We start from the raw sequence: 25,303 nt of genomic DNA, 5'->3' as shown, positions 1-25,303 counted from the left end.
AACAACAGAAAGGCTGACGTCGTAACGTCAACCTTTCTCGATTAGGATGTTTCGTTCGTGAGTGGTTTAGGCTCATATCGTTTGACGATATGGATGAGGCGCATGACGAGCAACACGGCTCCGGCCGCTAGACCCGCAATCAACCCAATCCAATAACCGTCCGGTCCGAAGCCGAACTGTTCGGCGAGCGCATAGCCGAGCGGGAGACCGATGACCCAATAGGCGATGAGCGACAAGATGAGCGTCACGTTGACGTCTTTGAACCCGCGCAAAATCCCTTGAATCGGGGCGGCGACCGCATCCGATAATTGGAAGAAGACCGCAAAAATCATGAAGTGAGCCGCGAGTTCCACGACGGCCACATCATTCGTATAGATGGCAGCAACCCGTTCATTTTGCCAAAACAGAAGCGCTCCTGAGAACAACGATACACCGAGACAAAGGACGATGCCGATTTTGGCATAGCGCACGGCATCCTTCAGCCGCCGGGCCCCGAGCTCATAGCCGACGACGATCGTCAGCGCGCTCGATGCCGACAACGGCAACATGTAGACGAATGACGCGAAGTTGATCGCCGCTTGGTGGGCGGCGACGATATTATCGCCGTATTCACTCAAGAGCAACGTCACCGCGGCAAAGATGCTCACTTCGGCGAAAATGGCGAGACCAATCGGCGTGCCGAGCTTGAGCAACTCTTTTTGTCTCGGCCACATGACACGTTCCACCGACCGCAGGAAGCGATATTCGAGGAACGGCTTGCCGTTCCGAACGAACGCGAACGCCATAAAGAAGAGCAACCAATACGTGATGGCCGAGGCGATTCCCGCACCGACACCGCCATACGCCGGGACTCCGAGTTTTCCAAAGATGAAGATGTAGTTTAACCCGACGTTAATGGGTAACCCTAATAGTATAAGCAGCATCGAGATTCGCGTTTTGCCGAGTGAGTCCATGAGCGTGCGCAGCACGTTGAACAAGAACATCGGCAACACCCCGAATCCGAGGGCGAGCAAATACCCTTTGGCAATCCGTTTCCCTTCCTCGCTCAGTCCCATGCCGTCAACAGCCGTCGGGACGAGAAGGAAGCCGAGCACGAGCGTCGCGACGCTCAGTCCGATCGCTAAGTATACCCCTTGATACAGTGTGCGTTGAATCTGTTGGATATTACGGGCTCCGAGCGCCTGCGCGACAATCGGTGCGACAGCGAGCAAAATCCCGCTTAGCCCCGTATAGACTGGCATCCATAGACTTGAACCGACACCGACGCCGGCCAAATCGACGGCACCGGCCCGGCCTGACATGACCGTGTCAAAAAAGCTGATTAAGTAAAAGGATACTTGTGTCACCAAAATCGGGAAGAAGATGGTGAAGAACAGTTTAATTTTTTCATTAAGTGAATGTGTTTGATACATGGACAACCTCATCTCATTTCAGAAAGGAAAAATTAGAATGAATCAACGGAATGCGGAGAAACTAAAATATGAGCTTTTGGAGACGTGGAATACGTTCAATCATTATATGACCGAGGCGCTCACGTTCCAAAACAGCGAAGACATCCACCAAGCGCGGGTCCACCTTCGGAAACTATTGACGTTCATGCACCTGTACGATACGAAACCTTCCACGTATCGCCAGTTAAAACAGTTGATGGATGCGCTCGGCGCAGTGCGTGACGGGGACGTTCTTCTCGAAGGGCTCGCCGTCGAGACCGAGCTCGAGCAGGCTTTCGCCGAACACGTGGAAGCGAGCCGCGCCAAAGACCGAACGATGTTAAATACGCGCGTCACTGAAAAGATGACCCCCTCGCTCGACCAACAAGTTCGTCGCTTTATCGGCGGACAGTTGTTCCGTGCCTTCAAAAAGCAGGACGCCGCGTCATTTATCGATAAAGCGAGGAGTGAGCGTAAACGACGCATCGAGACACATCGAGACGCGACGGAGATGTCCGACCGGCTCGAGACGCTCCACAAAGTCAGGCTCGCCGTGAAACGCGAGCGCTATTTAAACGAATACTTGTTGAACTACGAGGAGAGCGCTTCAAAAGATCAAATCCAAAAGCTGAAACGCCTCCAGACCGAGCTTGGCGATATGAACGATCGGCACCAACTCTTGCTACGTTGGACGGGGTTCACTCCACCGGCCACGCTGACCGATGATTACGAACAAGTCTTGCACGAGCTACAGAGCCGGCTCAACGAATCAGTCAACGCCATCCAACTTTAGCGGGACGTGTAACGCTCGACGAGCAGTTCGAGTAGTTTCATTCCGGCAATCGAGTTCCCTTTCGAATCGAGGGCCGGTCCGAAAATCCCGAAGCCGACATCACTCAGGCCGAGCTCATGTTTACCGGTCGCGAGAATCGCACCCGACACCCCGCTTTTTCCTGGGAGCCCGACACGGACAGCAAATTCTCCAGACGCATCGTACATGCCGCACGTCGTCATGATCGCTTTGACGATTCGGACGACGCGACGCGGAATCAGTTCCTCACCTGTGACCGGGTCTTCCCCGTTACCGGACAGGATCCGACCGATACGGGCCAGGTCAAAACAGTCAATCTCAATCGCACACTGTTTCGTGTACACATCGATGATTTCATCAACATCGCCCTCGACGATCCCGTGATGGCGCATGAAATAGAGCAAGGCCCGGTTCAAGTCGGTCGTCTCGTATTCCGAGCGGGCGACTTTTTCGTTATATGTGATTTCCTCGACCGGAACGTCAAGCAACGTCGCCAAAAACTGGCGGAACTGATAGATTTTCAGTTCCGCCGTGTCCCCTAAAATCATGCTCGTGACAGCGAGTGCCCCCGCGTTGATCATCGGATTGAGCGGCTTCGATGGCACTGTCTCTTCAAGCTTGGCAATCGAGTTGAACGCGTCGCCTGTCGGTTCCATCCCGACTTTCGAAAACACGTAATCTTCCCCAAATTCCATCAAGACGTAACAGAGCGTCAACGCCTTCGAGACGCTTTGAATCGTAAATTTATGATGGACGTCCCCCGCATGTATATATGAACCATCAGGCAGGCAAATCGCCACACCGAGCAAATCGTCCTGTACATGCGCGAGCTCAGGAATGTAGTCGGCAACTTTTCCTTGTGCTGTATACGGACGACACTCGTCGACCAAATGCGCCAACTGTTGTTCCAATACGTTCATCCAATCACCTCATGTCCGATAGTTTTCAACCGGGTCATCTTATCATATTCCAAGACGGTTAACCATCAAGTGGCCCGTCTTCTTTTTCTGGTTTATACCATTCCTCATCGGCCCAAAGGAGCGACGGGTTGTCTTCATCACCTTCGAGCTTCTCCCCGTGTCGATTCATTGAAGCGATGAAAGCGATAATCCCGACCACAACGATTGTCGCCGTTATACCGAACCAAACCATATGGAGCCTCTCCTTCCCATTCGTGACAAATTTGTCTAGAACCACGTGAGACTTATCCTATGTCTACATCGATATTCTCGGTACCGTTAGGAGAACAATACATAGAAATGGGTGAATCGATTGAACAAGATTGCAATTATTGGTGGAGGAATCACAGGTATGGCTGCCGCTTATTACGCGAAACAAGCCGGGGCGCACGTCACCTTGTACGAAGCGAGCAATCGAATCGGCGGTAAAATCAAGACCGTCTATCGAGACGGCTTCGTCTTAGAATGCGGACCGGACGGATACATGGCCCGAAAACCAACATTGACCGAACTGATCACCGAGCTCGGACTCGACGATGATCTCGTCCGATCGATGACCGGAACATCGTATATTTACGTCCGCCAACAGCTTCGACAAATGCCGGACGGATCGGTCATGGGCATCCCGACCAAGTTTTGGCCGATGGTCAAGACCGACCTGTTCACGTGGCGTGGCAAGCTTCGGGCCGGGATGGACCTGGTGCTTCCACGCGTCTACACGGGAACCGACATCTCGCTCGACAAATTTTTCCGAACCCGGCTCGGATCCGAAGTCGTCGATGCGATGATTGAACCGCTTCTCTCGGGGATTTACAACGGGACGCTCGACGATATGAGCATCGAGTCTACTTTCCCTCAGTTTATCACGATTGAACAGAAAACACGCAGCCTGATTCTCGGCATGAAAGCATTGACCCCGCCCGTTCAAGCCGGCGTCAAACCTCGTGAATCCGGGAAATTCCTATCGCTCAGGCAAGGTCTCGGCGTCCTCATCGAGGCGCTTCGTCCGTCGATCGACCGCCTCTATACAGAGACAAAAGTCGCATCGGTCCGGTCCCATGAAGTCACGCTTGCCAACGGGATGACCGAGTCGTTCGATGGCATCATTTTGGCGACCTCACCAGATATGCTCGGCCCGATTCTTGGTCTCCCGGAAGCAGAGACATTGTCCGAGTTGAAACGAACGTCTTCCATTACCGTGCTCGCGGCGTTCGACGAGAAAGATGTGGCGGCACTCGACGGGACCGGTTACGTCATCGCCAAAGCGGAAGGGAATGCCTTGACGGCCTGCAGTTGGATGCATAAGAAGTGGCCGCACATGGCGCCCGAAAACAAAGCGCTATTACGTGTCTACATCGGCTCTGCGTTCGTTCCCGACCTGTTGACACAATCCGACGATGCAATCGCCGAGTTCGCGCTGCGTGAGCTTCGGAAAATTCAACACGTCGGTACTCCGATTTTCACGAAAGTCGAGCGACATATCGATACGATGCCTCAATATGAGGTCGGACATAAACAATACGTGCGTGCCTTCGAAGAGCAGTTGTCCACGCTCGACGGGGTCGAGGCATGCGGGGCCATCTTGCATGGCGTTGGTCTCCCAGACTGCGTCGACTCGGCCAAACAAGCCGTCTCCCGGGTGATGGCGAGACAGGCGGCGTCCGTATGAAGCGAGTCGATTACAATGAGAACCCGTTCATCGTCATCTGGGAAGTAACGCGCGCCTGTGCGCTGTCGTGCGTCCATTGCCGGGCCGAGGCCCAGTTCCATCGGTATCCGGGTGAACTCGATACGGAGCAAGGTAAAGCACTCATCCGAGACATCCACGCGATGGACAATCCGATTCTAGTCTTCACCGGTGGCGACCCGCTCATGCGCGAAGACTTGTTCGAGTTGACGGAATATGCCGCCTCGCTCGGCATGCGCGTGTCAATGACCCCCTCGGCGACACCACGTGTGACCCATGACGCCGTCAAACGGGCAAAAGACGCCGGTTTGACACGTTGGGCGTTCTCGCTCGACGGGCCGGACGCCAAGTCGCACGACTACTTCCGCGGTACGCGCGGCAGTTTCGAGCGGACACTGCGCGGCATCTCTTACTTCCGAGAAGAAGCGATGTCATTCCAAATCAACACGACGGTCACGGAATATAACGTCGACCAACTCCCGGAGATTGCCAAGCTCGTCGGTGAACTCGGCGTCTCGGTGTGGACGTTGTTCTTCCTCGTACCGACCGGTCGCGGGTCGCTCTTACAGCCAATCTCACCGGAACGGCATGAAGATGTGCTCCGCTGGGCGTTCGCGTTGCAAGAACACGTCCCGTTCATCATCTCAACGACCGAGGCGCAGTTTTATCGGCGCATCGCCCGGCAAGAGAACTTGAAACGAAAACAAGTTGGATTGTCGCCCATCGGCCATCCGCATGACGATCTCGCCAAGGCGCCCCGCGGCACGAATGACGGGAACGGTTTCGTCTTCATCTCGCATACGGGCGACGTGCAGCCGTCCGGTTTCTTGCCGATCCAGTGCGGCAACGTGAAACAGACATCGCTCGCCGAGATTTACCGGCACCACCCGGTCTTCAAGTCGCTGCGCGATCCCGATACACACCATGGGAAATGCGGCTACTGTGAATATCGATACGTGTGCGGAGGTTCTCGAGCCCGCGCTTATGCCGTCACCGGCGATTATAAGGCCGAGGAACCGTATTGCATCTATCAACCCGAACCGATTGCATAAACAAAGAGCGCCGGCATCAGCCAGCGCTCTTTCCTTATTCAGTGAGTGACCGTCGCGGGACGAAGCGTCAACTCGTCGTTCTCGACATCGATGACGACTGTCTGGCCGTCCTCGATGTCTCCTGCGAGAATGCTACGGGCGAGTTTCGTCTCAATCGTCCGTTGCACGTACCGGTTGATCGGACGGGCCCCGAACTGTGGCTCATACGCCTCGTCGGCGATGAACACTTTCGCGGCATCCGTAATCTCGATTTGAATCGATCGCGACGTCAAGCGACTGCCCATGCGCGCGACCGCTTTCTCGACGATTTGACCGATTTGAGCACGCGTGAGCGGATGGAATAAAATCGTCTCATCGACCCGGTTCAAAAACTCGGGACGGAAGTGGCGACGGAGTCGCTCGATGACTTGGCGTTCTTCCGCCTCATCGATGATGCCGTCTTTCGCCGCTTCAAGCAAGATGTCGGCACCAATGTTCGACGTCATGATGACAATCGTGTTTTTGAAGTCGACGACACGCCCATGGGAGTCCGTCAAGCGTCCATCATCGAGCAGTTGCAGTAAGATGTTGAACACATCGGCGTGCGCTTTCTCGACCTCGTCGAGCAGGAGCACCGAATACGGGTTGCGGCGGACCGCTTCTGTCAATTGACCGCCCTCTTCATAACCGATATAGCCGGGAGGCGCCCCGACGAGACGCGACACGGCATGTTTCTCCATATATTCGCTCATGTCGAGACGAACGATATGGTCTTCCGAATCGAACATCGCCTCGGCGAGCGCTTTTCCGAGTTCGGTCTTCCCGACACCGGTCGGTCCGAGGAAGAGGAACGAACCGATCGGGCGGTTCGGATCTTTAATACCCGCCCGAGCCCGAATGACGGCATCACTGACGAGACGAATTGCATCGTCTTGTCCGAAGACGCGTTGGTGAAGCACCGTCTCGAGATTGAGCAATTTATCCCGCTCGCCTTCGGTCAATTTCGTCACGGGAATGCCCGTCCATTTTGAGACGACCTCGGCGATTTCTTCCTCGGTCACTTCCTCGCGGACGAGTTCACGCGTCACGGACCCGGCAAGCCGTTCCGCTTCCGCAAGTTCGCGCTCGAGTTCCGGGATACGGCCATATTTGAGTTCAGAGGCCCGGTTCAAATCGTAGCGGCTCTCGGCTTCTTGCAGTTCGAGTTTCACTTTCTCTAAATCCCCACGGATATGTTGCACGCGGTGCGTCGACTCTTTCTCGTTCTCCCAACGGAGCCGGAGCGCGTCCGACTGTTCGCGAATCGAGGCGAGTTCTTGCTGCAGTGTGTCGAGCCGTTTCTTCGAGGCGTCATCGCTCTCTTTCTTCAAAGCCGCCTCCTCGATCTCGAGTTGCATGACGCGACGGACGAGTTCATCGAGCTCGGCCGGCATCGACTCCATCTCCGTCCGAATCATCGCGCACGATTCGTCGACGAGGTCGATCGCCTTGTCCGGCATGAACCGGTCGGTAATATAACGGTTCGATAAAACGGCCGCCGCGACGAGCGCGTTATCGTGAATCCGCACCCCGTGGTGAATCTCGAAGCGCTCTTTCAAACCACGTAAGATCGACACCGTATCCTCGACGTCCGGTTCATCGACAATCACTTGTTGGAAGCGGCGCTCGAGCGCCGGATCTTTCTCGATATATTGCCGATATTCGTCGAGCGTCGTCGCGCCGATACAATGAAGCTCTCCGCGAGCGAGCATCGGTTTGAGCATGTTCCCGGCGTCCATCGCCCCTTCGGACTTGCCGGCCCCGACGATTGTGTGTAGTTCATCGATGAAGAGGATGATTTTCCCTTCCGCTTCTTTCACTTCGTTCAACACAGCTTGGAGCCGCTCTTCGAACTCGCCGCGATATTTGGCCCCGGCGACGAGCGAACTCATGTCGAGACTGAAAATCGTCTTATCTTTCAAGCTCTCTGGAACATCGCCGCGGACGATGCGCTGGGCGAGCCCTTCGACAATCGCCGTTTTCCCGACGCCTGGTTCTCCAATCAAGACCGGGTTGTTTTTCGTCTTCCGGCTCAAAATGCGAATGACACGCCGAATCTCGCTATCGCGCCCGATGACAGGATCGATTTTTCCGGTCTTCACTTCTTGAATCAAGTCGCGTCCGTACTTCGTCAAGACATCGTATGTCGCTTCCGGTGATTTCGACGTGATCCGTCGATTACCACGAACGGCGACGAGTGCCTCACGCAATCTCTCCTCGGTTACGCCTTTACGCTCGAGCATGCTTTGCGCTTGACTCTTGTTCATGACGATCCCGAGCAGGATGTGCTCGACCGAGACGTATTCATCACTCATCCCTGTCGCTTCACGTTCCGCCGTCGTCAACACGTTCAACAACGAGGCTGAAATCATCGGCGTCGGCGGCGTTTGAAGTTTCGGTGCGTTTTTGAGCGCCATCGCGACCTCGGCCTCGATATCGGCGACGCTCAGTTCCATTTTTTGAAGTAAGAGCGGCGCGATGCCGTCCGTTTGTGAGATCATCGACGCCAAGACGTGCCATTCGTTCATCTCGCTATGGTGGTACTGTTTCGCAAGTGCCTGCGAGCTGACGATGCCTTCATGTGCTTTATCGGTAAATCGATTGAAATCCATTCTGCTTCCTCCTTAGGCTCAGCGCTCGAGTTGTTCGTAAACAGATCGGTGGGCGGCGTCTAGCGGCAAATCAACTTCGAGTTGGACGAACAGATCTGACCGGACTTTTGAGGCGGTCATGAATCCGCGTCCCGGGATGCGCATCCGTTGACCAGGACGTGATCCCGGTTTGACTTTTAGTTTGACCCGACCGCCATCGAGTGTCGCCACGACGACTTCCGTACCGTCAAGGAAAGCGAGCGGTCGCAACCGTTTGACAGTGATGACGTTCGCTCCTTCCCGCCGATACGTGTCGTCATCGGTGAAGTGGAGCTCGACGTACACGTCGCCACGATCGCCCGATTGTCCGACTTTACTGCTCTTGCCTTTAAGCCGCAGCTTTTGTCCTTCATGTGCGCCTTGCGGGATTTTGACGTTGACCGTTCCCGTCTGTAGGCGCAGGCTCACTTTGGCCTCACTCGTCAACTGACTGAGCGGGACGTTGACGCGGACCGTCTCATCGAGGTCTTCCTCGACCGCCTGGTCAAAGAAGCTGCCGAACATGTCCTCGAACCCGAACGTCCGCGATGTCGTCCGTGATCCGCCGCCGAATTGACGGAACAAGTCCTCGAACTGGGCCGACCCTTCCCCGTAACCATCGCCGCTGTATCCTCCGCCGAACGTCGGCCCATCCGGACTTCCGTAACGGTCATAGTTCGCTTTCTTGTCAGGATCGCTCAACACGTCAAACGCCTCTTGAATCGCTTTGAACTTGTCTTGGGCACCCGGGTCTTTGTTCACGTCCGGATGGTATTGTTTTGCCAGCTTTCGATACGCTCGTTTAATGTCTTGGTCGGATGCCTGTTTAGGCACGCCAAGGACGTCATAATAGTTTTTTGCCATCTCGTTTCACCTCACCTATCCCTTTCCCGATTCTGTTAAGTCTATTCTACCGATTTGGTCAAAGAAGGTCAAAGATTTTCCTCGTTACTTGTCATACGAAAAAAAGAGGGCATTCGTTTCATCACGAAGCCCTCTTGTTGATTAGAAATACACTTTTGGACTATCCATGTCCTCTTCGAACACGATGGTCACTTCCTGATTGCCACCGAGCGAGGTGACGTTAATGCGTACAGGTACGTTCCGGTTATACTCCCATCGATTTTCGAGCAGACCGACGACGTGCTGAGTGAAACCGACGAGTTCAGCCCGGCTATAAAACTGGATCGGAATGTCGATTTCAATCCGTGACAACTCCCCGTTCTGATAAAACCCTTTTCCAATCATTCCACTGAAATCCGGGAACACATCGGCGATCCGGTCGCTGAAGAGTGAGAATTTTTGGGCGTCATCGCGCACTTCCGTCGTCGCTTTCGCGGACGGGAAGTAATAATACGTTTCGTCGATAGCTTTCCAGTCGTTCGCTGTCACCTCTTCGGCCGTACCGACGAATGCCGATTTGACATAGTTACCAGGCGTCGGGGAGCCTTGTGGTGCCTTCATATAGAGAGCGACGTTGATGTCGAGATCTTTGAAGTCTTCCCGCTTACGTAGCTGGGCGATAAGTTCGTTGGCCATACGCTCGCCTTCGGCAATGACTTTCTTCTCGTCAAGCTTCTCCGTGTACGTGGGACCAAAGTTCGGCGCTTGGAACACATACTCCTGGTTCAAAATCAAAGCGAATGAGACGCCACCGAGTTCATAACCGCTATCTGTCTTCGTCATGTAATTCTGTTCGACGAGAGACGCCAAATAAAGCGGAGACTTTTTGTTCTCTTCGACGAACTTGGTTTCGGCCACTTCGGCTGTGCCGTTCGCGTACGACGGGTTGAGGGGAACGAGCCCCTCTGCTGTTTTGTCTTTACGACTGAGCAGACGCGAGACGTCTTCGCTCGTCAACAGCTGTCCTTCTTGATACGCATAGTCCCCCGGTTTGAATGCACCGGTCGAATGACGCATGAGTCCAAGTTCGACTTCTTCAAGTTCGAGCGACGAGCTCACTTGGCGCTGCGCCAAGCCTCGGGCCGCGGCAGGTTTGAACGGAATGACCATTTGATAATACGAGTCGCGTGCTTCGATCGCTTGCGTGACCCCTTCAGCCGCCGTCTCTTCGCCCGTCGGTGTGACTTCCTCTTCCCCCATCGGGATTTTCATGGAGCATCCGCCGAGAAAAACTGTCGCGGCGAGAGCTGGGATGATCAATTGTTTCCATTTCATCTATGTCTAAACTCCTTTGATGATTCGTTTCGTTACACTTCATCCATTATAACAAAATCGTCCGCCGAAAAAAGTGTCGAAGCGGAATCAGTCCCGATTCACAAAAAAACACCCTCCAACTCACGCTGAAGGGTGCCACGTTCACGCTTTCGAGGTTGGACGGCGTCGATGTGTCACGAACAAGAGACCGAGTCCGATCAAGATGAGACCAATGACCGTCCCCCGCGTTTCCGTCGAACCTGTCATCGGCAACGTCGCTTGGTCCGGTGTCACCGGGGTCGTCGGTTCCGGCACATAGACCGATTCATCTTGGTCATCATGGTTATCGTTGTCCGGTTTCGGAATATGTTGCTTCACGTGCACGGTCGCCTCGACCGTCCGCGACACACGCGCCTCACGATTGACCTCGAACGTGAACGTCGTCCGGTTCGTCAAGATCGCGCCCGCTCGCACATCATAGGACGGCAAAAGCACTTTTTCCATCTCAAGCACAACTTCTTCACCCGGTACGAGTCCGTTCTCGATTTCAGCGAGGGCCCGCATACCGTCTCGAAGTGTCTCGGTCGTCTCGCGTTGTTCCTCGGTCGTCAACGCCCCACTCGTCCATTCATCGATGACGTCGACAAAATATAACGTGACGTTCGACGTGTTCGTGATCGTATACGTGTAACGAATTGTCTCTCCCGGGTGCACCGTCTCCGGGCGCGCCGTCTTCGTGACCGTGAAATCGGCCTGATTCAACAAGACGATTTGTTGACTCTCGGCATCGATGACCCGACCGTAAGGATCAGTCGCCTCAACGCGGAACACGTTCCCGATTTCAGGCGCGTTCGTCCGGTCATAGTCGCTCGGGATTGTTAAGTGGACCGTCGTCTCGACGCGTTCACCTGCGGCGAGGCCGTTTTTCCCGATGAGCGCCATCAACTGCTCACGCACGTCAGCATTGAATGCTTCGACCTTGTCAGCGTCGATGTCGCCACTAAAGAACTCATCCTCGATGGATGTAATCGTGAGTGTCGTCTCGCCTGTGTTCTCGATGACGAACGTATACGGGATCATCCCACCGACGACGGCTTGGTCAATATTTGCCTCTTTTCCGACCTCGAGGCCAATCATCTCGTTCGTCACATCCGTCTCACTCGTCACATCGGGTGTGGCGGACGGTTCAGTCACCTCTTCTGTCACAGGTTCTTCTGTCACAGGTTCTTCTGGCGATGCTTCCGGTTCAACGAGCGGAGGCTCGATTGGTGTTTCGACGTCCGGAACCGTCTCCGTCCCATCGTCACCCGGTTCACTCGACTCATCTGCAAGTTCCTCCATCTCGAACGCATAGACGGCACTCGGAAATGAATACGGAACGCCCTCATTGTTATATAACGTGACTTGATCGATAGTCGTCACGTCGACCTCGGTCGCGTCAATCATGAACCGCCAAACCGTTTCCGTTTCACGAGCCCCATAATACGTCACGTCCGCGTAGATTAGGCTCGCTTCCTCGTACACCTCGATTTCGTCGGTGCTCAACTCAATTTGTGCGTAAATCGTGGTCGGTGTCATCATCGAGTTCGCATAAATACTATTCGGTGCCCACATACTAATCAATACGAGGACGAATGTGATGAGTGCAAACATACGTCGTTTTGTGTTTCTCATGATGGTTCCTCCTCTAAGGTGTCTGCCAAACTGTGACGAACGTCTGCGATGACACGCTCCGGCACGGGAGAGGAATGGAGGATGATTGTGCGCGAGTCGTGGTGTGAGTTCTTGGTGTCAAAAAGTATTTGTAGATACTATTCATTACCCGTCGCACGTTCCAACGAACCCGTCGCCATCTCAAAACCGTTGAAAATCAGGTCAATGAAAAAAGGCCTTCTCATGGAAGACCTTTCTGTTAAGACTGTTCTGCTAAGAAAGCGAGCAACGCCGCCTCGTCCCAGACTTCGATGCCAAGCGATTCGGCCTTCGTCAGTTTCGACCCGGCCTTCTCGCCAGCGACGAGAAGATCGGTGTTCTTGCTGACACTTCCCGTGACGCTCGCACCGAGCAACTCAAGTCGCTTCCCGGCTTCGCCGCGCGTCATCTCATGGAGTTTCCCGGTCAAGACGACCGTCTTGCCGGCGAGTGGGGCATCCAGATCAACTGGTCGTTTTGCACCTTTGAACGTCAAATTGACACCCGCCTCACCGAGGTCACGGACGAGGTCACGGGCTTCCGGCTTCTCGAAGTATAAGGCGATCGATTCCGCCATCTTCGTCCCGATGCCATCGATTGACGTCAATTCGTCGATGGATGCTTCCATGACCGCGTCCATCGTCTCGAACCGCTCCGCAATCAACACAGCCGCTTTCTGGCCGACAAGACGGATGCCGAGGGCGAACAAGACACGCTCGAGCGAGTTCTGTTTCGACTGTTCAATCGCCGCGAGCAAGTTCGTCACCGACGTCTCGCCCATCCGGTCGAGCGCGAGGAGCGCGTCCCGGTCGAGACGGTACAGGTCGGCCACGTTATGGACGAGCCCGGACGCGTGGAGTTGTGTGATCACTTTCTCGCCGAGGCCATCGATATTCATCGCCGGGCGCGACACGAAATGAATCAGCCCTTCAAGCAGTTGGGCCGGACATTCCGGATTGACGCAACGATGGTCCGCCTCCCCTTCTAACCGGACGAGTTCAGATTCACAAGCTGGACAATGGGTCGGGAAGACGATTTCCGTCTCATCGCCTGTCCGCTCACTGACGAGCGCAGAGACGACGGCCGGGATCACATCGCCGGCTTTCTTGATGACGACGCGGTCCCCGATATGAAGGTCCTTCTCTAAAATGAAGTCCTCGTTATGGAGCGTCGCGTACGTCACGGTCGACCCTGCGACCGAGACCGGTGCGAACCGCGCCCGCGGCGTGACTTTTCCAGTCCGCCCGACACTGAAGTCGACGTCTTCGATCGTCGTCACGACTTCTTCGGCCGGGAATTTATACGCGACGGCCCAGCGTGGACTCTTCGCCGTAAAGCCGAGCTGTTCTTGCTCCTCGTAGGCCGCGACTTTGATGACGATGCCGTCAATCTCGTACGGCAGTTCCGACCGCTTCGTTACGTACGTTTCAATATAGTCCCATAACTCATCGGCCGTATGACACGTCGTGTATTCTTGGCTGACGGCAATTCCGAGACGGCCCAAGTACGCAAGCGACGCGTCGTGCGAGGCGACGAGATCGTCCGTCGAGACAAGCCCGTAGGCGAAAAACGCCAAATTCCGCGACGCCGCGACTTTCGAGTCGAGTTGGCGGAGCGAGCCTGCAGCCGCATTTCGTGGGTTGGCGAATAACGGTTCCCCAAGGCGTTCCCGCTCATCGTTCAAATGTTCGAACGACCGCTTCGGCATATATGCCTCACCACGCACCTCGAACGTCACGTCCTCGTTCAATCGGAGCGGGATTGAGCGGATTGTCTTCAAGTTTTGTGTGATGTCTTCCCCCGTCGTCCCGTCGCCGCGTGTCGCCCCCCGCTCGAATCGACCGCTCTCGTATTTCAGCGATACGGCGAGCCCGTCAAACTTGAGCTCGGCGACGAAGAGCGGACTGTAGCCAAGATCTTTTTCGATGCGCCCGACCCATTCGACGAGCTCTTCTTTCGAGAACACGTTCCCGAGCGACAGCATCGGTGTGTCATGCGTCACTTTGACGAACGCATCGAGCGGGGCACCGCCGACACGTTGCGTCGGTGAGTCCGGACTCCGGAGTTCGGGATAGTCCGTCTCGATTTCAATCAATTCGTTCATGAGCCGGTCGTACTCCGCATCCGGGACACTCGGCCGGTCGAGCACATAATATTCATATCCGTATTGATTTAACTTTTGACGAATCGCTTCAACGCGTTCTGCCATCTCCATAGAATCACCTCACGCTTTTTCGATTGGGGCAAACTTGGCGAGCAGGCGTTTGATGCCGACTGCCGGGAACGCGATATCAAGTTCGAGCTGATCGCCTTCGCCACGCGTCTGAACGACCGTGCCTTGTCCCCACTTTTTATGATTTGCCTTGTCTCCGACTCCCCAACCGATTGATTCGGCACCGGACGACTGGGCGAGTTTCGGTTTTGGTTTCGAGCTGAATCCGTTCACCGGAAGTTTCCCAGGCGACTCGACCGGATTCCATGGCATCGGCTTTTTCGCTTTGCCCGACCGCTCTAAGAGCGTCTCTGGCAACTCATGCAAGAATCGTGATTCCGGGTTGTTTTGGAAACGCCCGTATAACATGCGCGACTGGGCCCGCGTCAAATAGAGACGCTTTTCGGCCCGGGTGATGCCGACGTACGCGAGGCGGCGTTCTTCTTCCATCTCTTCCGGGTCGTTCAAGGCACGACTGTGTGGGAACAGTCCTTCTTCCATCCCGATCAAGAAGACGACCGGGAACTCGAGTCCTTTGGCCGAGTGCAGCGTCATGAGCGTCACTTGGTGCAACTCATCGACTTCTTCGAGTGTGTCGAGGTCCGAGACGAGTGTCAAATCGGTCAGGAACGCGACGAGCGTCTGTTCGTCACTCTCTTTCTCAAAGTTTTGAGCGACCGAGAGGAATTCTTGCAAGTTCTCGAGGCGGCTCTCGGCTTCAAGCGTCTTCTCGATTTTGAGCATCTCTTCATAGCCTGACTTCTTCAGCACTTCTTCAATCAATTCGGAAATCGACAAGTAATCGGCCATTTGACGCAAATCGACCATCAATTGACGGAACTCGGCGAGCTTCGTCGCTGTGCGTGGGGCAATCCCAGACAGTTCGATGTCACGGATCGCTTCCATGAGCGACACGCCTTGCATCCCGGCAAAGTCACCGAGCTTATCGACCGTCGCGGCGCCGATGCCGCGTTTCGGTTCGTTGACGACACGGACGAAGGAAATATCCTCATCCGGATTGGCGATCAAGCGTAAATACGCCAAGATATCCTTGATTTCTTTTCGCTCATAGAACTTCGTCCCGCCGACCATCTTATATGGAATGTTCGACTTGAGGAGCATTTCTTCGAGTCCACGCGATTGGGCGTTCGTCCGATACAAGACGGCCATCTCGCCGTAATCGACGCCTTCTTGGCGGAGTTCTTTCATCTGATTGATGATAAAGAACGCTTCATCCCGGTCGTCCGAAGCGACGTGAAGGAGCAATTTCTCCCCTTCAACATTCTCCGTCCAGAGCTTCTTGTCTTTACGACTCGAGTTATTTTGAATGACACCGTTCGCCGCTTCCAAAATCCGTTTCGTCGATCGATAGTTTTGTTCGAGTAAGATGACGTGCGCGCTCGGGTAATCTTTCTCGAACGTCAAGATGTTGGCGATGTCGGCCCCGCGCCAGCGATAGATCGACTGGTCCGAGTCACCGACGACACACAAGTTCTCATGCGCTTGCGCGAGCAGTTTAACGAGCGTATATTGGGCCCGGTTCGTATCTTGATACTCGTCGACGTGGATGTATTGGAATTTCTTCTGATAAAACGCGAGTACGTCCGGTGCTTCTTGGAATAACTGGATCGCCTTCATGATCAAGTCGTCAAAGTCGAGCACGTTGTTCTGCTTCAACTTCTTCTCATACGCCGTATAGACGTCCGAAATGACTTTCTCGTATGGGTTGTTGCCAACGAGTGCGGCTGCGTCTTGCGGCGTGCGGAGTTCGTTCTTATGGTTCGAGATCATGCCGAGGAGCGTCCGCGGCTCATATTTTTTCGGGTCAAGGTTCAACTCTTTGAGCACTTGCTTGATTGCCGTCAACTGATCGGACGAATCGAGAATCGAGAAGTTCCGGTCATAGCGGATGCGATCGATATCACGGCGTAAAATCCGGACACACATCGAGTGGAACGTTGAAATCCAAATATCGTCCGCGACGCCACCGACGAGGCGGGCGATCCGGTCTTTCATCTCGCGGGCCGCTTTGTTCGTGAACGTAATGGCGAGAATGTTCCACGGGGCGATTTGTTTCGATGCCATCAAGTAGGCGACGCGATGTGTCAAGACACGCGTTTTCCCAGACCCTGCCCCGGCCATGATGAGGAGCGGACCGTCCGTATATTTGACTGCCTCCGCCTGCGGGGGGTTCATGCCTTTGACTAATTCTTCACTCAAGTTGTACATAATCGTTTCCTTTCTATAACCAAACGTTTGTTCTTATTTTATCGGAGTGCCGCGACAGTCGCAAGCGCTCCTTCGAAATTGTCATAAATCACATTGCCGACGACAATCGTGTCCGCGTGTTCGGCCATCATCCGGGCCGACTCGTACCCGGTAATACCGCCCCCATAAAACAAATGGGCGTCCGGCACCGCCAAGCGAACTTCTTTGACGAGCTCGACGGACCCGAGTGTGCCGCTATACTCCAAGTAGAGCGAAGGCAAACGGAACAAGCGATGACCTGCTTCCGCATACGCAACCGCCTGCTCGATCGAGAGATTGCTTTTCGCCTCGGTCACGTGAGCCACTTTCGCCTCAGGGTTCAAAACGATATAGCCTTGTCCGGTCACATGGTCATGAAACAAGTGTCCATGCCGTTCAAACGCCTTCACTTGATGACCGATGAGCCAGTCAACCGTTCCAGCATTCAGGACGGTCGGAATAAAATAGTGATCGAAACCACGAATCACTTGCTCGGGATGGCTCATCTCGAGCGCGAGTGGAATGCCGCACCCTTCGAGTCGGGCATAGAGCGCGAATGTGTTCTCCGCATCGACCCCGTCGGTCCCTCCGATGAGGAAGGCGTCCGTACCAGAGCGAATGAGCGCCGCGAGCGCCGAATCATCGAGTCGTTTATTCGGATCTAGTTTAAACACGTGGCGCCACGATTGAAAATTCATTCAACTTCCCTCCCCTTCGATACCTTCTCTAGTGTAGCGATTTTTCTCGTCACTTGCATCTGTTGAACAAAAAAAGACTTGCCGAGGCAAGTCTCAAGCACGTCTGGCGTGCGTCTTTTGTTCGCGGGCCGTCATCCACTTGGCGACGAGCAGCGCGAACAGCCCGTACACCGGGATGAACCAAAGCGGGTTGGCCAAGAAAAAGCCGAGCACTGGAATATCAAGTAGCGGTGAATCTGGTGAACAGAGCGCCGTTCCGTTCACGACTGCGATGAACGGCAACACCGGGACGGCGAACACGTAACCGAAATTGATCCAAAAAGCTTTCATGTTCTGATCTCCTTACCCTAAGATGATCGATTCTTTCGGATAGTTGTACATCCGCTTCGGCTGTCTCCGCTGCAAAATCAAGATGAAGGCGATGACACCGATGCGTCCAATGAACATTAAAATGGTGAGCACCCACTTGCCGACGTTACTGAATTCAGACGATAGGCCGACCGACAATCCGGTCGTCCCGAACGCCGAACATGCCTCGAACAAAATCCGGGTGAGCGATGCATCCTCGAAGAACGTCAGCACCATGACCCCGGTCAACAGGACGGCCAGTGATACGGTGATGATGACGAACGCTTTCCAAATGTCCTCGAGCACAATCTCACGTCCGAAGATTTTAATGGACGAGTCCCCGCGAATGAACGCGATGACCCCGAGCACGGCGACGGCGAACGTCGTCGTTCGAATCCCCCCACCGACCGAGGACGGTGACGCCCCGATGAACATGAGAATCGACAGTAGCAACATACTTCCTTCCGAGAACAAGTTGACATCGACGGTCGACAACCCCCCATTTCGCGTCGTCACGGACTGGAACAACGAGTCCGAGAGTGCGAGCCAGAGCGGTAACTCTTTGAACGCGTTATCATACTCAAACAGGAACAAGCCGACGGTCCCAATGGCAATCAAGATGAAGAACGTCGATACCGTCAGTTTTGTGAACAGTGAGAAGCGGCGCGGGAAATTCTCGCGCTTCCGAATGATCCGGTTCGTCAAATACGTGCGAATCTCGACGAGGACCGGGAACCCGATGGCACCACCGGTCATGAGCGCGATTTGCGTAAAGATGACGAACGGATCTTCCCGGAATGGTGCGAGCGAGCTGCCGGTGATGTCGAAGCCGGCGTTCGTCGTCGCACTGATCGAACCGAACAGGCCTTGCAGGAACGCCTCGCTGGCCGTATCGAAGTAATTTAAGTAATGGACCCCAAGCAATACCGCACCGACCGCTTCAATCGCGATAACGGTGATGACGATTTCGGTGATATACTTGACGATCCCAGACATCGACGTCTGGTTTTGGTCACGTAAAATGAGCTGGCGCTCGCGAAAACCGATGCGCTTGCCAAGCAAAATCCACATGATGACGTGAAGACTGATCAGACCGACCCCGCTCACTTGAACGATGAACAAGATGATAAATAATCCGAACGTCGAGAACGTATCGGTCACGACGATCGGGGTCAATCCGGTGACGCTGACACAGCTGACCGCGAAAAAGACAAGATCGGTGAACGTAATCGAGACGCCCGGTTGTCGCGCAATCGGTAAAGCGAGCAAAATGACGGCCAACACGACCGCAGCGCTATAAATCAACACGAGTGTCTGGACCGGTGTCAGCTTCCGAAAGAACAGCTGTAAATTTCGCTTCATAAACTTGTCTTGCATCTCGCCCCTCCTCTCCCATCAAAAACAAGATGACTCTTACGAGTCACCTTCTGATTGTTGTAGACGTTCAAGGGCAAGATCATAGCCGCCTGACCCGTAGTTCAAGCAACGCTTGACGCGGGAAATCGTGGCCGTCGAAGCTCCTGTCGCTTCTTCAATTTTATGGTACGTGCTACCTTCACGAATTTGGCGGGCCACTTCTAGCCGTTGGGCGAGCGCCTGCACTTCGTTCACGGTCGCTAAATCTTCAAATAGTTGATAACAATCTTCGAGTGTATCGAGCTTCAAAATCGCCTCAAACAGCTGATCGAGCTCTCGTCCTCGTAATTTATCGAGTTGCATCCGCAAGCATCCTCTCTCCATCGTACTTCTTTATCATTCTAAAGCACGACCGGCTCGGACTCAACTGTTCATCGTAAAATCGCCGGAAATAGTATTTGTTTCTTCATCACTTCGTAAATTCCGAGCGGTGTGGCCCGGACGTACGGCAAGTGTGTCGATGCCAAGAACAAGAGCGTATAGATCGGGTCTTCGAACTTGTATCCGCGCGCGAGCAGCTCAGACCGCAACCGCTCTTCTTGGACGATCAACTGTTCGACCGGCTCTTGCGACGTCATGCCACAGAGCGGGAGCGGAATTTCCGCGATCATCTCGCCACGGTCGACGAGAACGATGCCGCCGCCGAGCTGTTTCATTCGTTCGAACGCCATCAACATATCTTGTTTGCATTTTCCGAGAATCAAGTAGTCACCACTGATTGAATACGAACTGACGAGACCGCCAAAGTCGTTGGCAAACCCTTTTAACACCGTATTGAGGCGCCATTTCCCTTCTTTATCAAGCAACATGAGGAACGATTCGTCCCCTTCACGCGGCAGTTCATCTTGCCCGGTGTCGTGCGAGATTTTGAACAGTTTCATGATGACCGAGTTGACCATATCAAGCCCGACCGGCATGCTGAACGACAGATCGTTCGGCGTCAGTTCGATATCGACGTCCGTCGATGGCATGAGCGCGAGCGCCGCATCGACGAGCTCGTTCGGGAACAATGACGTCCCGTCCCGATAAATCCATTGACCTTTGGCGATGACGGCGGTCGGACGTGGCTCGTCGATCGCATCAAGAATATTGAGATGGGCGATGCGCCCCGGCGCAATCGAACCGAGGACGTGGTCGAGACCAAAATGTCGCGCCACATTCAACGACACGATCCGATACGCCTCAATCGGCGGCAACCCGGCATCAATCATAATCTTGACGAGCGCGTCTTGAAGCCCGTCTTGATAAAAACCTGGGGTCGATCCGTCCGTCGTGACCATCACATGATCGAACGCCTCAAGTCCGGCGTCGAGAAGACCGCGGATCAATCCTGGAAGATCGGGACGAATCGAAGAATGACGGAGCGTCGTCGTATAGCCGTGTTCGAGCCGGCATAGCGCCTCGTCTGCTGTCATCGCTTCATGGTCGCTGTGAACACCCATCAACGCCATCTTCGTCAATGTCTTCGCCGAAGCACCTGGGAAATGTCCTTCGACCGGGAGCCCGCACGTCTCCGCGTCGAGCATCCATTGGAGCATCTCGTCATCACCTTTTAACGTGCGCGGCCATGCTGTTAATTCACCGGCCATGATGACGTCTGGATGATTAAACCAGTCGTGAATCCGCTCTGAATCGACAAGGACACTGTCCCGGTCGAGTTCGGTTTGTGTATCAAGACGGGCCCACCAATACGTGCTCGTCGGTAACTGTTGCATCGCGTCGAGTTGTGCAAACGCTTGCTCCTTATTTTGTAAAAAAAGAAGCATGTTGTCATTCACGAGCGTCGTTGTCCCCCGCTCGCCTGCATACTTCGACAGCGTCGCCGGATTATAAAGTTGAAATGGATGAGCGTGTGGCTCGATATAGCCGGGGACGATATATTTTCCGGATACGTCCACCGTCTCGACGGCCGTTTTCGGCAAATCCGGCCCGACGTAGACGATTCGGTCATGCTCTATCCAAATATTTGCTTGTTTCCATTGCTTCACGTACATGTTCAAGTATGTGGCATTCGTCAATACGAGCGAAGGTGGCCTGACTTGGCTCACGACTTCTAATTGTGACCGAATCATCGCTTTAGACCACGGTGCCCGCGCCGATCGTTTTGTTGGCATCGAACCCAATCCTCCCTTAATCGCCTCGCCATTATTATTAAACAATAATTTTGTAAGCGTTTTCTTTCATCTGTTTCAAGTTTACCTTTTCTATGAAAGGGTCGCAAGCTATGTTGACCATTGTAACGGAATTCACATGAAATTCACACAAATAAAGACACCTCTCTCGGGAGGCGTCTTTATCAGTCATACATCATGACCGTTTGCTTCAAATAATGCTCGAGTTGAGCGAGCGGAACCGGTTTACTGTAATGATAACCTTGAATGAGTGAACTACTATGCTCGAGCACGAAGGCGAGCTGTTCGGGACGTTCGACCCCTTCGGTGACGATATCAAGACCGAGTGTGTGGAACGTCTGGTACAGTCCTTCAAGGAGGGCCCGGTCGAACGTATTCTCCGGAATCCCTTTGACGAAGTTTTGATCGATTTTAATAATATCGAGTTGAAGCGACTGTAAAAAGGACAACGACGACGTGCCAACACCAAAGTCGTCGAGCGAGATTTTAACACCAATTGCTTTTAGTGCGTGGATGAACTGCTGAAGTTCATACAAGTTCCCACCGACCTCACTTTCAGTGATTTCAACATGAAGACGATGAGGGTCAAATCCCGTTTCAGTCAGTACGTGTTCCAATGAATCTAAAAACGATCCGTCGGCAATTTGGCGTTTCGATACGTTAATCGAAAGGAACAAGTGATGGCGCTTCACTTGCTCTGTCATTTCTCTGACTGCTTGTTCGAGCACCCAACGTCCCAAGTCTGAAATCAGACCGAGCTGTTCAGCGACCGGGATAAACAACCCCGGTGAGATTTGACCTTTGCTCGGATGATTCCAACGGATGAGTGCTTCGACGCCTCGCACCGAAAATGGTCGAGGCGATACGATGGGCTGATAGTATAACTCAAACTCATCATGCTCGAGGGCATGTCGCAAATCGCGTTCCATCTCGAGCGTCTGTAAATAATGGCTCCCATCCTCAATCTCTTGGAATGTGAGGACACGGTTTTTCCCGGACATTTTCGCCTCATGAATGACGACGTCAAGCCGCCCCATCATGATCTCGTAAGTATGGTGCGGTTCGGCACAAGTAAACACATCGATTCCAATCGTCACCGCCATACCTTTCACTCCGTTGACATCGGCCCAGTCCTTCAAATCTTTCGTCAAGTGCCGGGCGACCGGCTGTAACTGCTCGAGCGTCCACCCCGGGTGCACGAGCATAAACTCATCGGCTCCGATGCGGGCGACGAATCCGGCTTCTTTATAGAAATTGAGTCGCGAGGCGATATAGATCAGAACCGAGTCACCCGTTCGATGTCCGTATTGGTCGTTGATCCGTCGGAAGTCATCCAAATCCAAACCAATCACACCGATTCGTCCATGTCTTCCTCTCACGGTTGAAAAATAGTCTTCGAGACCGAGGCGGTTCGGCAGTTGGGTCAATGCGTCGCGGAACGCGCGATCGAGTACTTCTGCCCGTGTATCTTCGAGTGCAGACAGCACTTCGTTCATGCTCATTGCCATCTGTTCGATCTCGTCTCGGCTATGTTTGTCACGACTGAGTCGAAGCCGGCTATCTCGCTCGAGCGTGATTTGTTTCAACTCATCGACAATTTCTATCAATCGTCGAATCACAACATGATGAATCGTCCATAGAAGCGATAAAAACAAACCTAACCCGAGCACAAGTAACGCAAACATACCTAGTCGCAGCATCGAAATCGTGTTCTGATAATGAGTCGGTTCAACGATAAAACTGACTTCGAAGTCTGTTGTTTGAAAAACAGTATCGAGAGGCACGATCACCTCGGTCCCATCATTTTGAAGCGTCATCTTCGTCTCGCTATATTGAGCAGGCTGAATGGTCAGCGGGATTTTCGTTTGAGCGCTTAAGTCTGCCAAAAAATCAACGTCAACGAATTCAAGCATGACGAGTGTTCCTTGTGCGGGTCCGCTCGAATCACTTCGTAAAATCGGATGACTGGCGTATAAAATTGGCCCGTACTCGCTATCATATACACCGTCTTGTAGTTCTAGGTTCGGTCTCAACCGTTTCGTAATATCAGAGATAATCGTTTGCTGACTCGCTTTTGATAATGGCGAATCTTCTTGACGGAATGTCGAGTATTCGACCTCGCCTGTACGATTTAAAAACACCATCGCCTGTACACCCAAATTTTCAAGTGTCTCCTCACTGATGTTGCTATTTATATACTTATCATTCTGATTTTGAACGAACGTATACGTATCATTCCAGACCGCCCAATCGACGAGCGTCCGTTCGAGCGTACTTTTTCGATTGACCAACGTCTCAGTCACACTGGCGATTCGCCGTTCAACCATTTGGCGGTCTTGCTCCATGCTTTTCTCAATGAAATAAGGGCGGACCCCAAAAAAGATGACACCGACAAACACAATTATATTCACGGCCACTGCAATCATGAGCTTCGTCCGAATGCGCACGTCGACCACCTTCTTCCTTCAATCTACTCCACTATTGTAGAGCAGGAAGCGAGAATTCCCTTCTTTTCGCATGAAAAAAAAGGACGGGTTGACCCATCCTTTAAAAAATCTGTGCCAATGCCCGTCCACCGATATCTCGACGATAAAATGTCTGAGGCAATTCGAGCTGTTCGAGTGCCGTATAAACGGCCGTCTTCGCTTCGAGCAACGTTGGTTTCGTTGACGTGAGCACGAACAATCGTCCCCCGTTACCGACGATGTGGGATCCGTCACGGGTCGTCCCTGCATGAAACACAATCACATCGTCTGGTAAACGCTCAAAACCTGACAATACTTGGCCGGTCGCCGCTTTATCAGGATACCCTTCCGCTGCGACGACGACACCGATCGTGTAGCCATCCACCCATTCAATCGGATACGGCTTCTCTTCCACGACCGCCTCGATGACCTCGAGGAGCGGGGACGCCAAGTTCGGGAGAATGACCTCGGTCTCGGGGTCGCCGAACCGCGCGTTGAACTCGATCACTTTCGGACCGTCCTCTGTTAGAATGAGACCCGCGTACAAGAACCCTTCGAACGGGGTGCCCCGCTCGACCATCGTCCGTGCAAGCGGGAAGAGCACACGTTCGACCGCCTCTTGATACACAGCATCATCTAAGTGAGGCATCGGGCTATACGCGCCCATGCCACCCGTGTTCGGTCCCGCGTCTCCGTCATAAGCGCGCTTATGGTCTTGTGACGTGATCATCGGGATGACGTGCTCTCCTGAGACGAACGCCATGAGCGAAAACTCTTCCCCATCCAAAAACTCTTCGATGACGACACGAGACTGGTCTCCGAACTTATCGGTGTCGAAGATGTCGTGAATCGCAGCCCGCGCCTCATCGAGTGTGAACGCGACGGTCACGCCTTTGCCGGCAGCGAGCCCGTCCGCTTTGACGACGAGTGGGGCTGCCGACTGATCGATATGACGTAGCGCTGACGCTGCGTCCGTGAACGTGTCATACCCCGCTGTCGGAATATCGGCTTCGCGCATCACTTCTTTCGCGAACGCTTTACTGCCTTCAAGCAACGCCGCTGCCTTCGTCGGTCCGAAGATTTTTTGACCATGGTCTTGAAACAAATCGACGACGCCGGCCATGAGAGATGACTCCGGACCAACAATCGTCCAGTCCATCGCTTCACGCTTCGCAAACGCGACAAGAGCCGAAGCATCCGTCTCTTCGATCGGCACACACGTCACTCCGCTCATATTAAGATTACCCGGAGCGACGAACACTTCATGTCCGTCTTGTCTCAACTTCCAGGCGAGTGCGTGCTCACGCCCGCCGCGTCCAATGACGAGTACGTTCATCGTATCGCTCCTC

The 25,303-nt window shown here is 53.7% G+C and carries 19 protein-coding genes; 3 read left to right on the top strand and 16 right to left on the bottom strand.

The genetic code is table 11. The features are described from left to right. Positions 1 to 41: 41 nt before the first annotated feature. On the bottom strand, positions 42 to 1,412 hold the full coding sequence (locus EVJ34_RS12595; RefSeq protein WP_131485841.1) for an MATE family efflux transporter: 1,371 nt from the start codon (positions 1,410 to 1,412) through the stop codon (positions 42 to 44). 37 nt (positions 1,413 to 1,449) lie between these two features. Between EVJ34_RS12595 and EVJ34_RS12590 the strand changes: the two genes are divergently transcribed. Next, complete coding sequence (locus EVJ34_RS12590; RefSeq protein WP_131485840.1) at positions 1,450 to 2,223, top strand: CHAD domain-containing protein; 774 nt, start codon at positions 1,450 to 1,452, stop codon at positions 2,221 to 2,223. On the opposite strand, the gene glsA is transcribed toward EVJ34_RS12590, so the two are convergent. Continuing rightward, positions 2,220 to 3,161, bottom strand: coding sequence for a glutaminase A (gene glsA, locus EVJ34_RS12585; RefSeq protein ID WP_034781271.1), 942 nt, complete (start codon positions 3,159 to 3,161; stop codon positions 2,220 to 2,222). The two genes, EVJ34_RS12590 and glsA, sit on opposite strands and share 4 nt — an antisense overlap. 58 nt (positions 3,162 to 3,219) lie before the next feature. Further along, positions 3,220 to 3,393: a hypothetical protein gene (locus tag EVJ34_RS15840; protein ID WP_201739947.1), complete on the bottom strand. Its 174-nt coding sequence runs from the start codon at positions 3,391 to 3,393 to the stop codon at positions 3,220 to 3,222. 111 nt (positions 3,394 to 3,504) lie between these two features. Here EVJ34_RS15840 and hemG point away from each other — a divergent pair, with 111 nt between their 5' ends. Together hemG and EVJ34_RS12575 are read left to right on the top strand one after the other, a co-directional pair. Beyond that, positions 3,505 to 4,869, top strand: coding sequence for a protoporphyrinogen oxidase (gene hemG, locus EVJ34_RS12580; protein WP_131485839.1), 1,365 nt, complete (start codon positions 3,505 to 3,507; stop codon positions 4,867 to 4,869). Next, a complete protein-coding gene (locus EVJ34_RS12575; RefSeq protein ID WP_131485838.1) occupies positions 4,866 to 5,939 on the top strand; it encodes a TIGR04053 family radical SAM/SPASM domain-containing protein in 1,074 nt (357 codons plus the stop codon). The genes hemG and EVJ34_RS12575 overlap by 4 nt, the downstream gene beginning before the upstream one ends. Before the next feature lie 38 nt (positions 5,940 to 5,977). On the opposite strand, the gene clpB is transcribed toward EVJ34_RS12575, so the two are convergent. The 13 genes from clpB to purD form a co-directional block, all read right to left on the bottom strand. Further along, entirely contained in the window at positions 5,978 to 8,569 is a 2,592-nt protein-coding gene (gene clpB / locus EVJ34_RS12570; RefSeq protein WP_131437297.1) for an ATP-dependent chaperone ClpB, read from the bottom strand. A gap of 18 nt (positions 8,570 to 8,587) precedes the next feature. Then, positions 8,588 to 9,451: a DnaJ C-terminal domain-containing protein gene (locus EVJ34_RS12565; RefSeq protein ID WP_131485837.1), complete on the bottom strand. Its 864-nt coding sequence runs from the start codon at positions 9,449 to 9,451 to the stop codon at positions 8,588 to 8,590. 141 nt (positions 9,452 to 9,592) lie between these two features. Then, entirely contained in the window at positions 9,593 to 10,765 is a 1,173-nt protein-coding gene (locus EVJ34_RS12560; protein ID WP_131437301.1) for a CamS family sex pheromone protein, read from the bottom strand. 141 nt (positions 10,766 to 10,906) lie between these two features. Further along, a complete protein-coding gene (locus EVJ34_RS12555) occupies positions 10,907 to 12,418 on the bottom strand; it encodes a DUF7507 domain-containing protein (RefSeq protein ID WP_131485836.1) in 1,512 nt (503 codons plus the stop codon). A 238-nt stretch (positions 12,419 to 12,656) separates the two neighbouring features. Next, a complete protein-coding gene (gene ligA, locus EVJ34_RS12550) occupies positions 12,657 to 14,651 on the bottom strand; it encodes an NAD-dependent DNA ligase LigA (protein ID WP_131485835.1) in 1,995 nt (664 codons plus the stop codon). 9 nt (positions 14,652 to 14,660) lie between these two features. Next, positions 14,661 to 16,877: a DNA helicase PcrA gene (gene pcrA, locus EVJ34_RS12545; protein WP_131437306.1), complete on the bottom strand. Its 2,217-nt coding sequence runs from the start codon at positions 16,875 to 16,877 to the stop codon at positions 14,661 to 14,663. 38 nt (positions 16,878 to 16,915) lie between these two features. Continuing rightward, positions 16,916 to 17,593, bottom strand: a complete 678-nt coding sequence (gene pcrB, locus EVJ34_RS12540; RefSeq protein ID WP_131485834.1) for a heptaprenylglyceryl phosphate synthase — start codon at positions 17,591 to 17,593, stop codon at positions 16,916 to 16,918. Positions 17,594 to 17,686: 93 nt separating this feature from the next. Next, positions 17,687 to 17,923 (bottom strand): hypothetical protein, encoded by a 237-nt coding sequence (locus EVJ34_RS12535; RefSeq protein ID WP_131437309.1) that lies wholly within the window; start codon positions 17,921 to 17,923, stop codon positions 17,687 to 17,689. A 12-nt stretch (positions 17,924 to 17,935) separates the two neighbouring features. Continuing rightward, positions 17,936 to 19,318 (bottom strand): TrkH family potassium uptake protein, encoded by a 1,383-nt coding sequence (locus EVJ34_RS12530; protein ID WP_131437311.1) that lies wholly within the window; start codon positions 19,316 to 19,318, stop codon positions 17,936 to 17,938. Positions 19,319 to 19,354: 36 nt separating this feature from the next. Continuing rightward, on the bottom strand, positions 19,355 to 19,660 hold the full coding sequence (locus EVJ34_RS12525; protein ID WP_034781303.1) for a YerC/YecD family TrpR-related protein: 306 nt from the start codon (positions 19,658 to 19,660) through the stop codon (positions 19,355 to 19,357). A gap of 68 nt (positions 19,661 to 19,728) precedes the next feature. Beyond that, complete coding sequence (locus EVJ34_RS12520) at positions 19,729 to 21,471, bottom strand: adenine deaminase C-terminal domain-containing protein (RefSeq protein WP_131485833.1); 1,743 nt, start codon at positions 21,469 to 21,471, stop codon at positions 19,729 to 19,731. Positions 21,472 to 21,653: 182 nt separating this feature from the next. Next, complete coding sequence (locus EVJ34_RS12515) at positions 21,654 to 23,936, bottom strand: bifunctional diguanylate cyclase/phosphodiesterase (protein ID WP_236636708.1); 2,283 nt, start codon at positions 23,934 to 23,936, stop codon at positions 21,654 to 21,656. A gap of 100 nt (positions 23,937 to 24,036) precedes the next feature. Then, positions 24,037 to 25,290 carry a phosphoribosylamine--glycine ligase gene (purD, locus tag EVJ34_RS12510; RefSeq protein ID WP_131485831.1) on the bottom strand — a complete coding sequence of 418 codons (1,254 nt, stop codon included), beginning with the start codon at positions 25,288 to 25,290 and terminating at the stop codon, positions 24,037 to 24,039. Positions 25,291 to 25,303: the final 13 nt, after the last annotated feature.

Source organism: Exiguobacterium sp. SL-9 (assembly GCF_004336985.1).
Taxonomy (GTDB): Bacteria; Bacillota; Bacilli; order Exiguobacteriales; family Exiguobacteriaceae; genus Exiguobacterium.
This window is presented reverse-complemented; position numbering and strand designations above follow the sequence as displayed.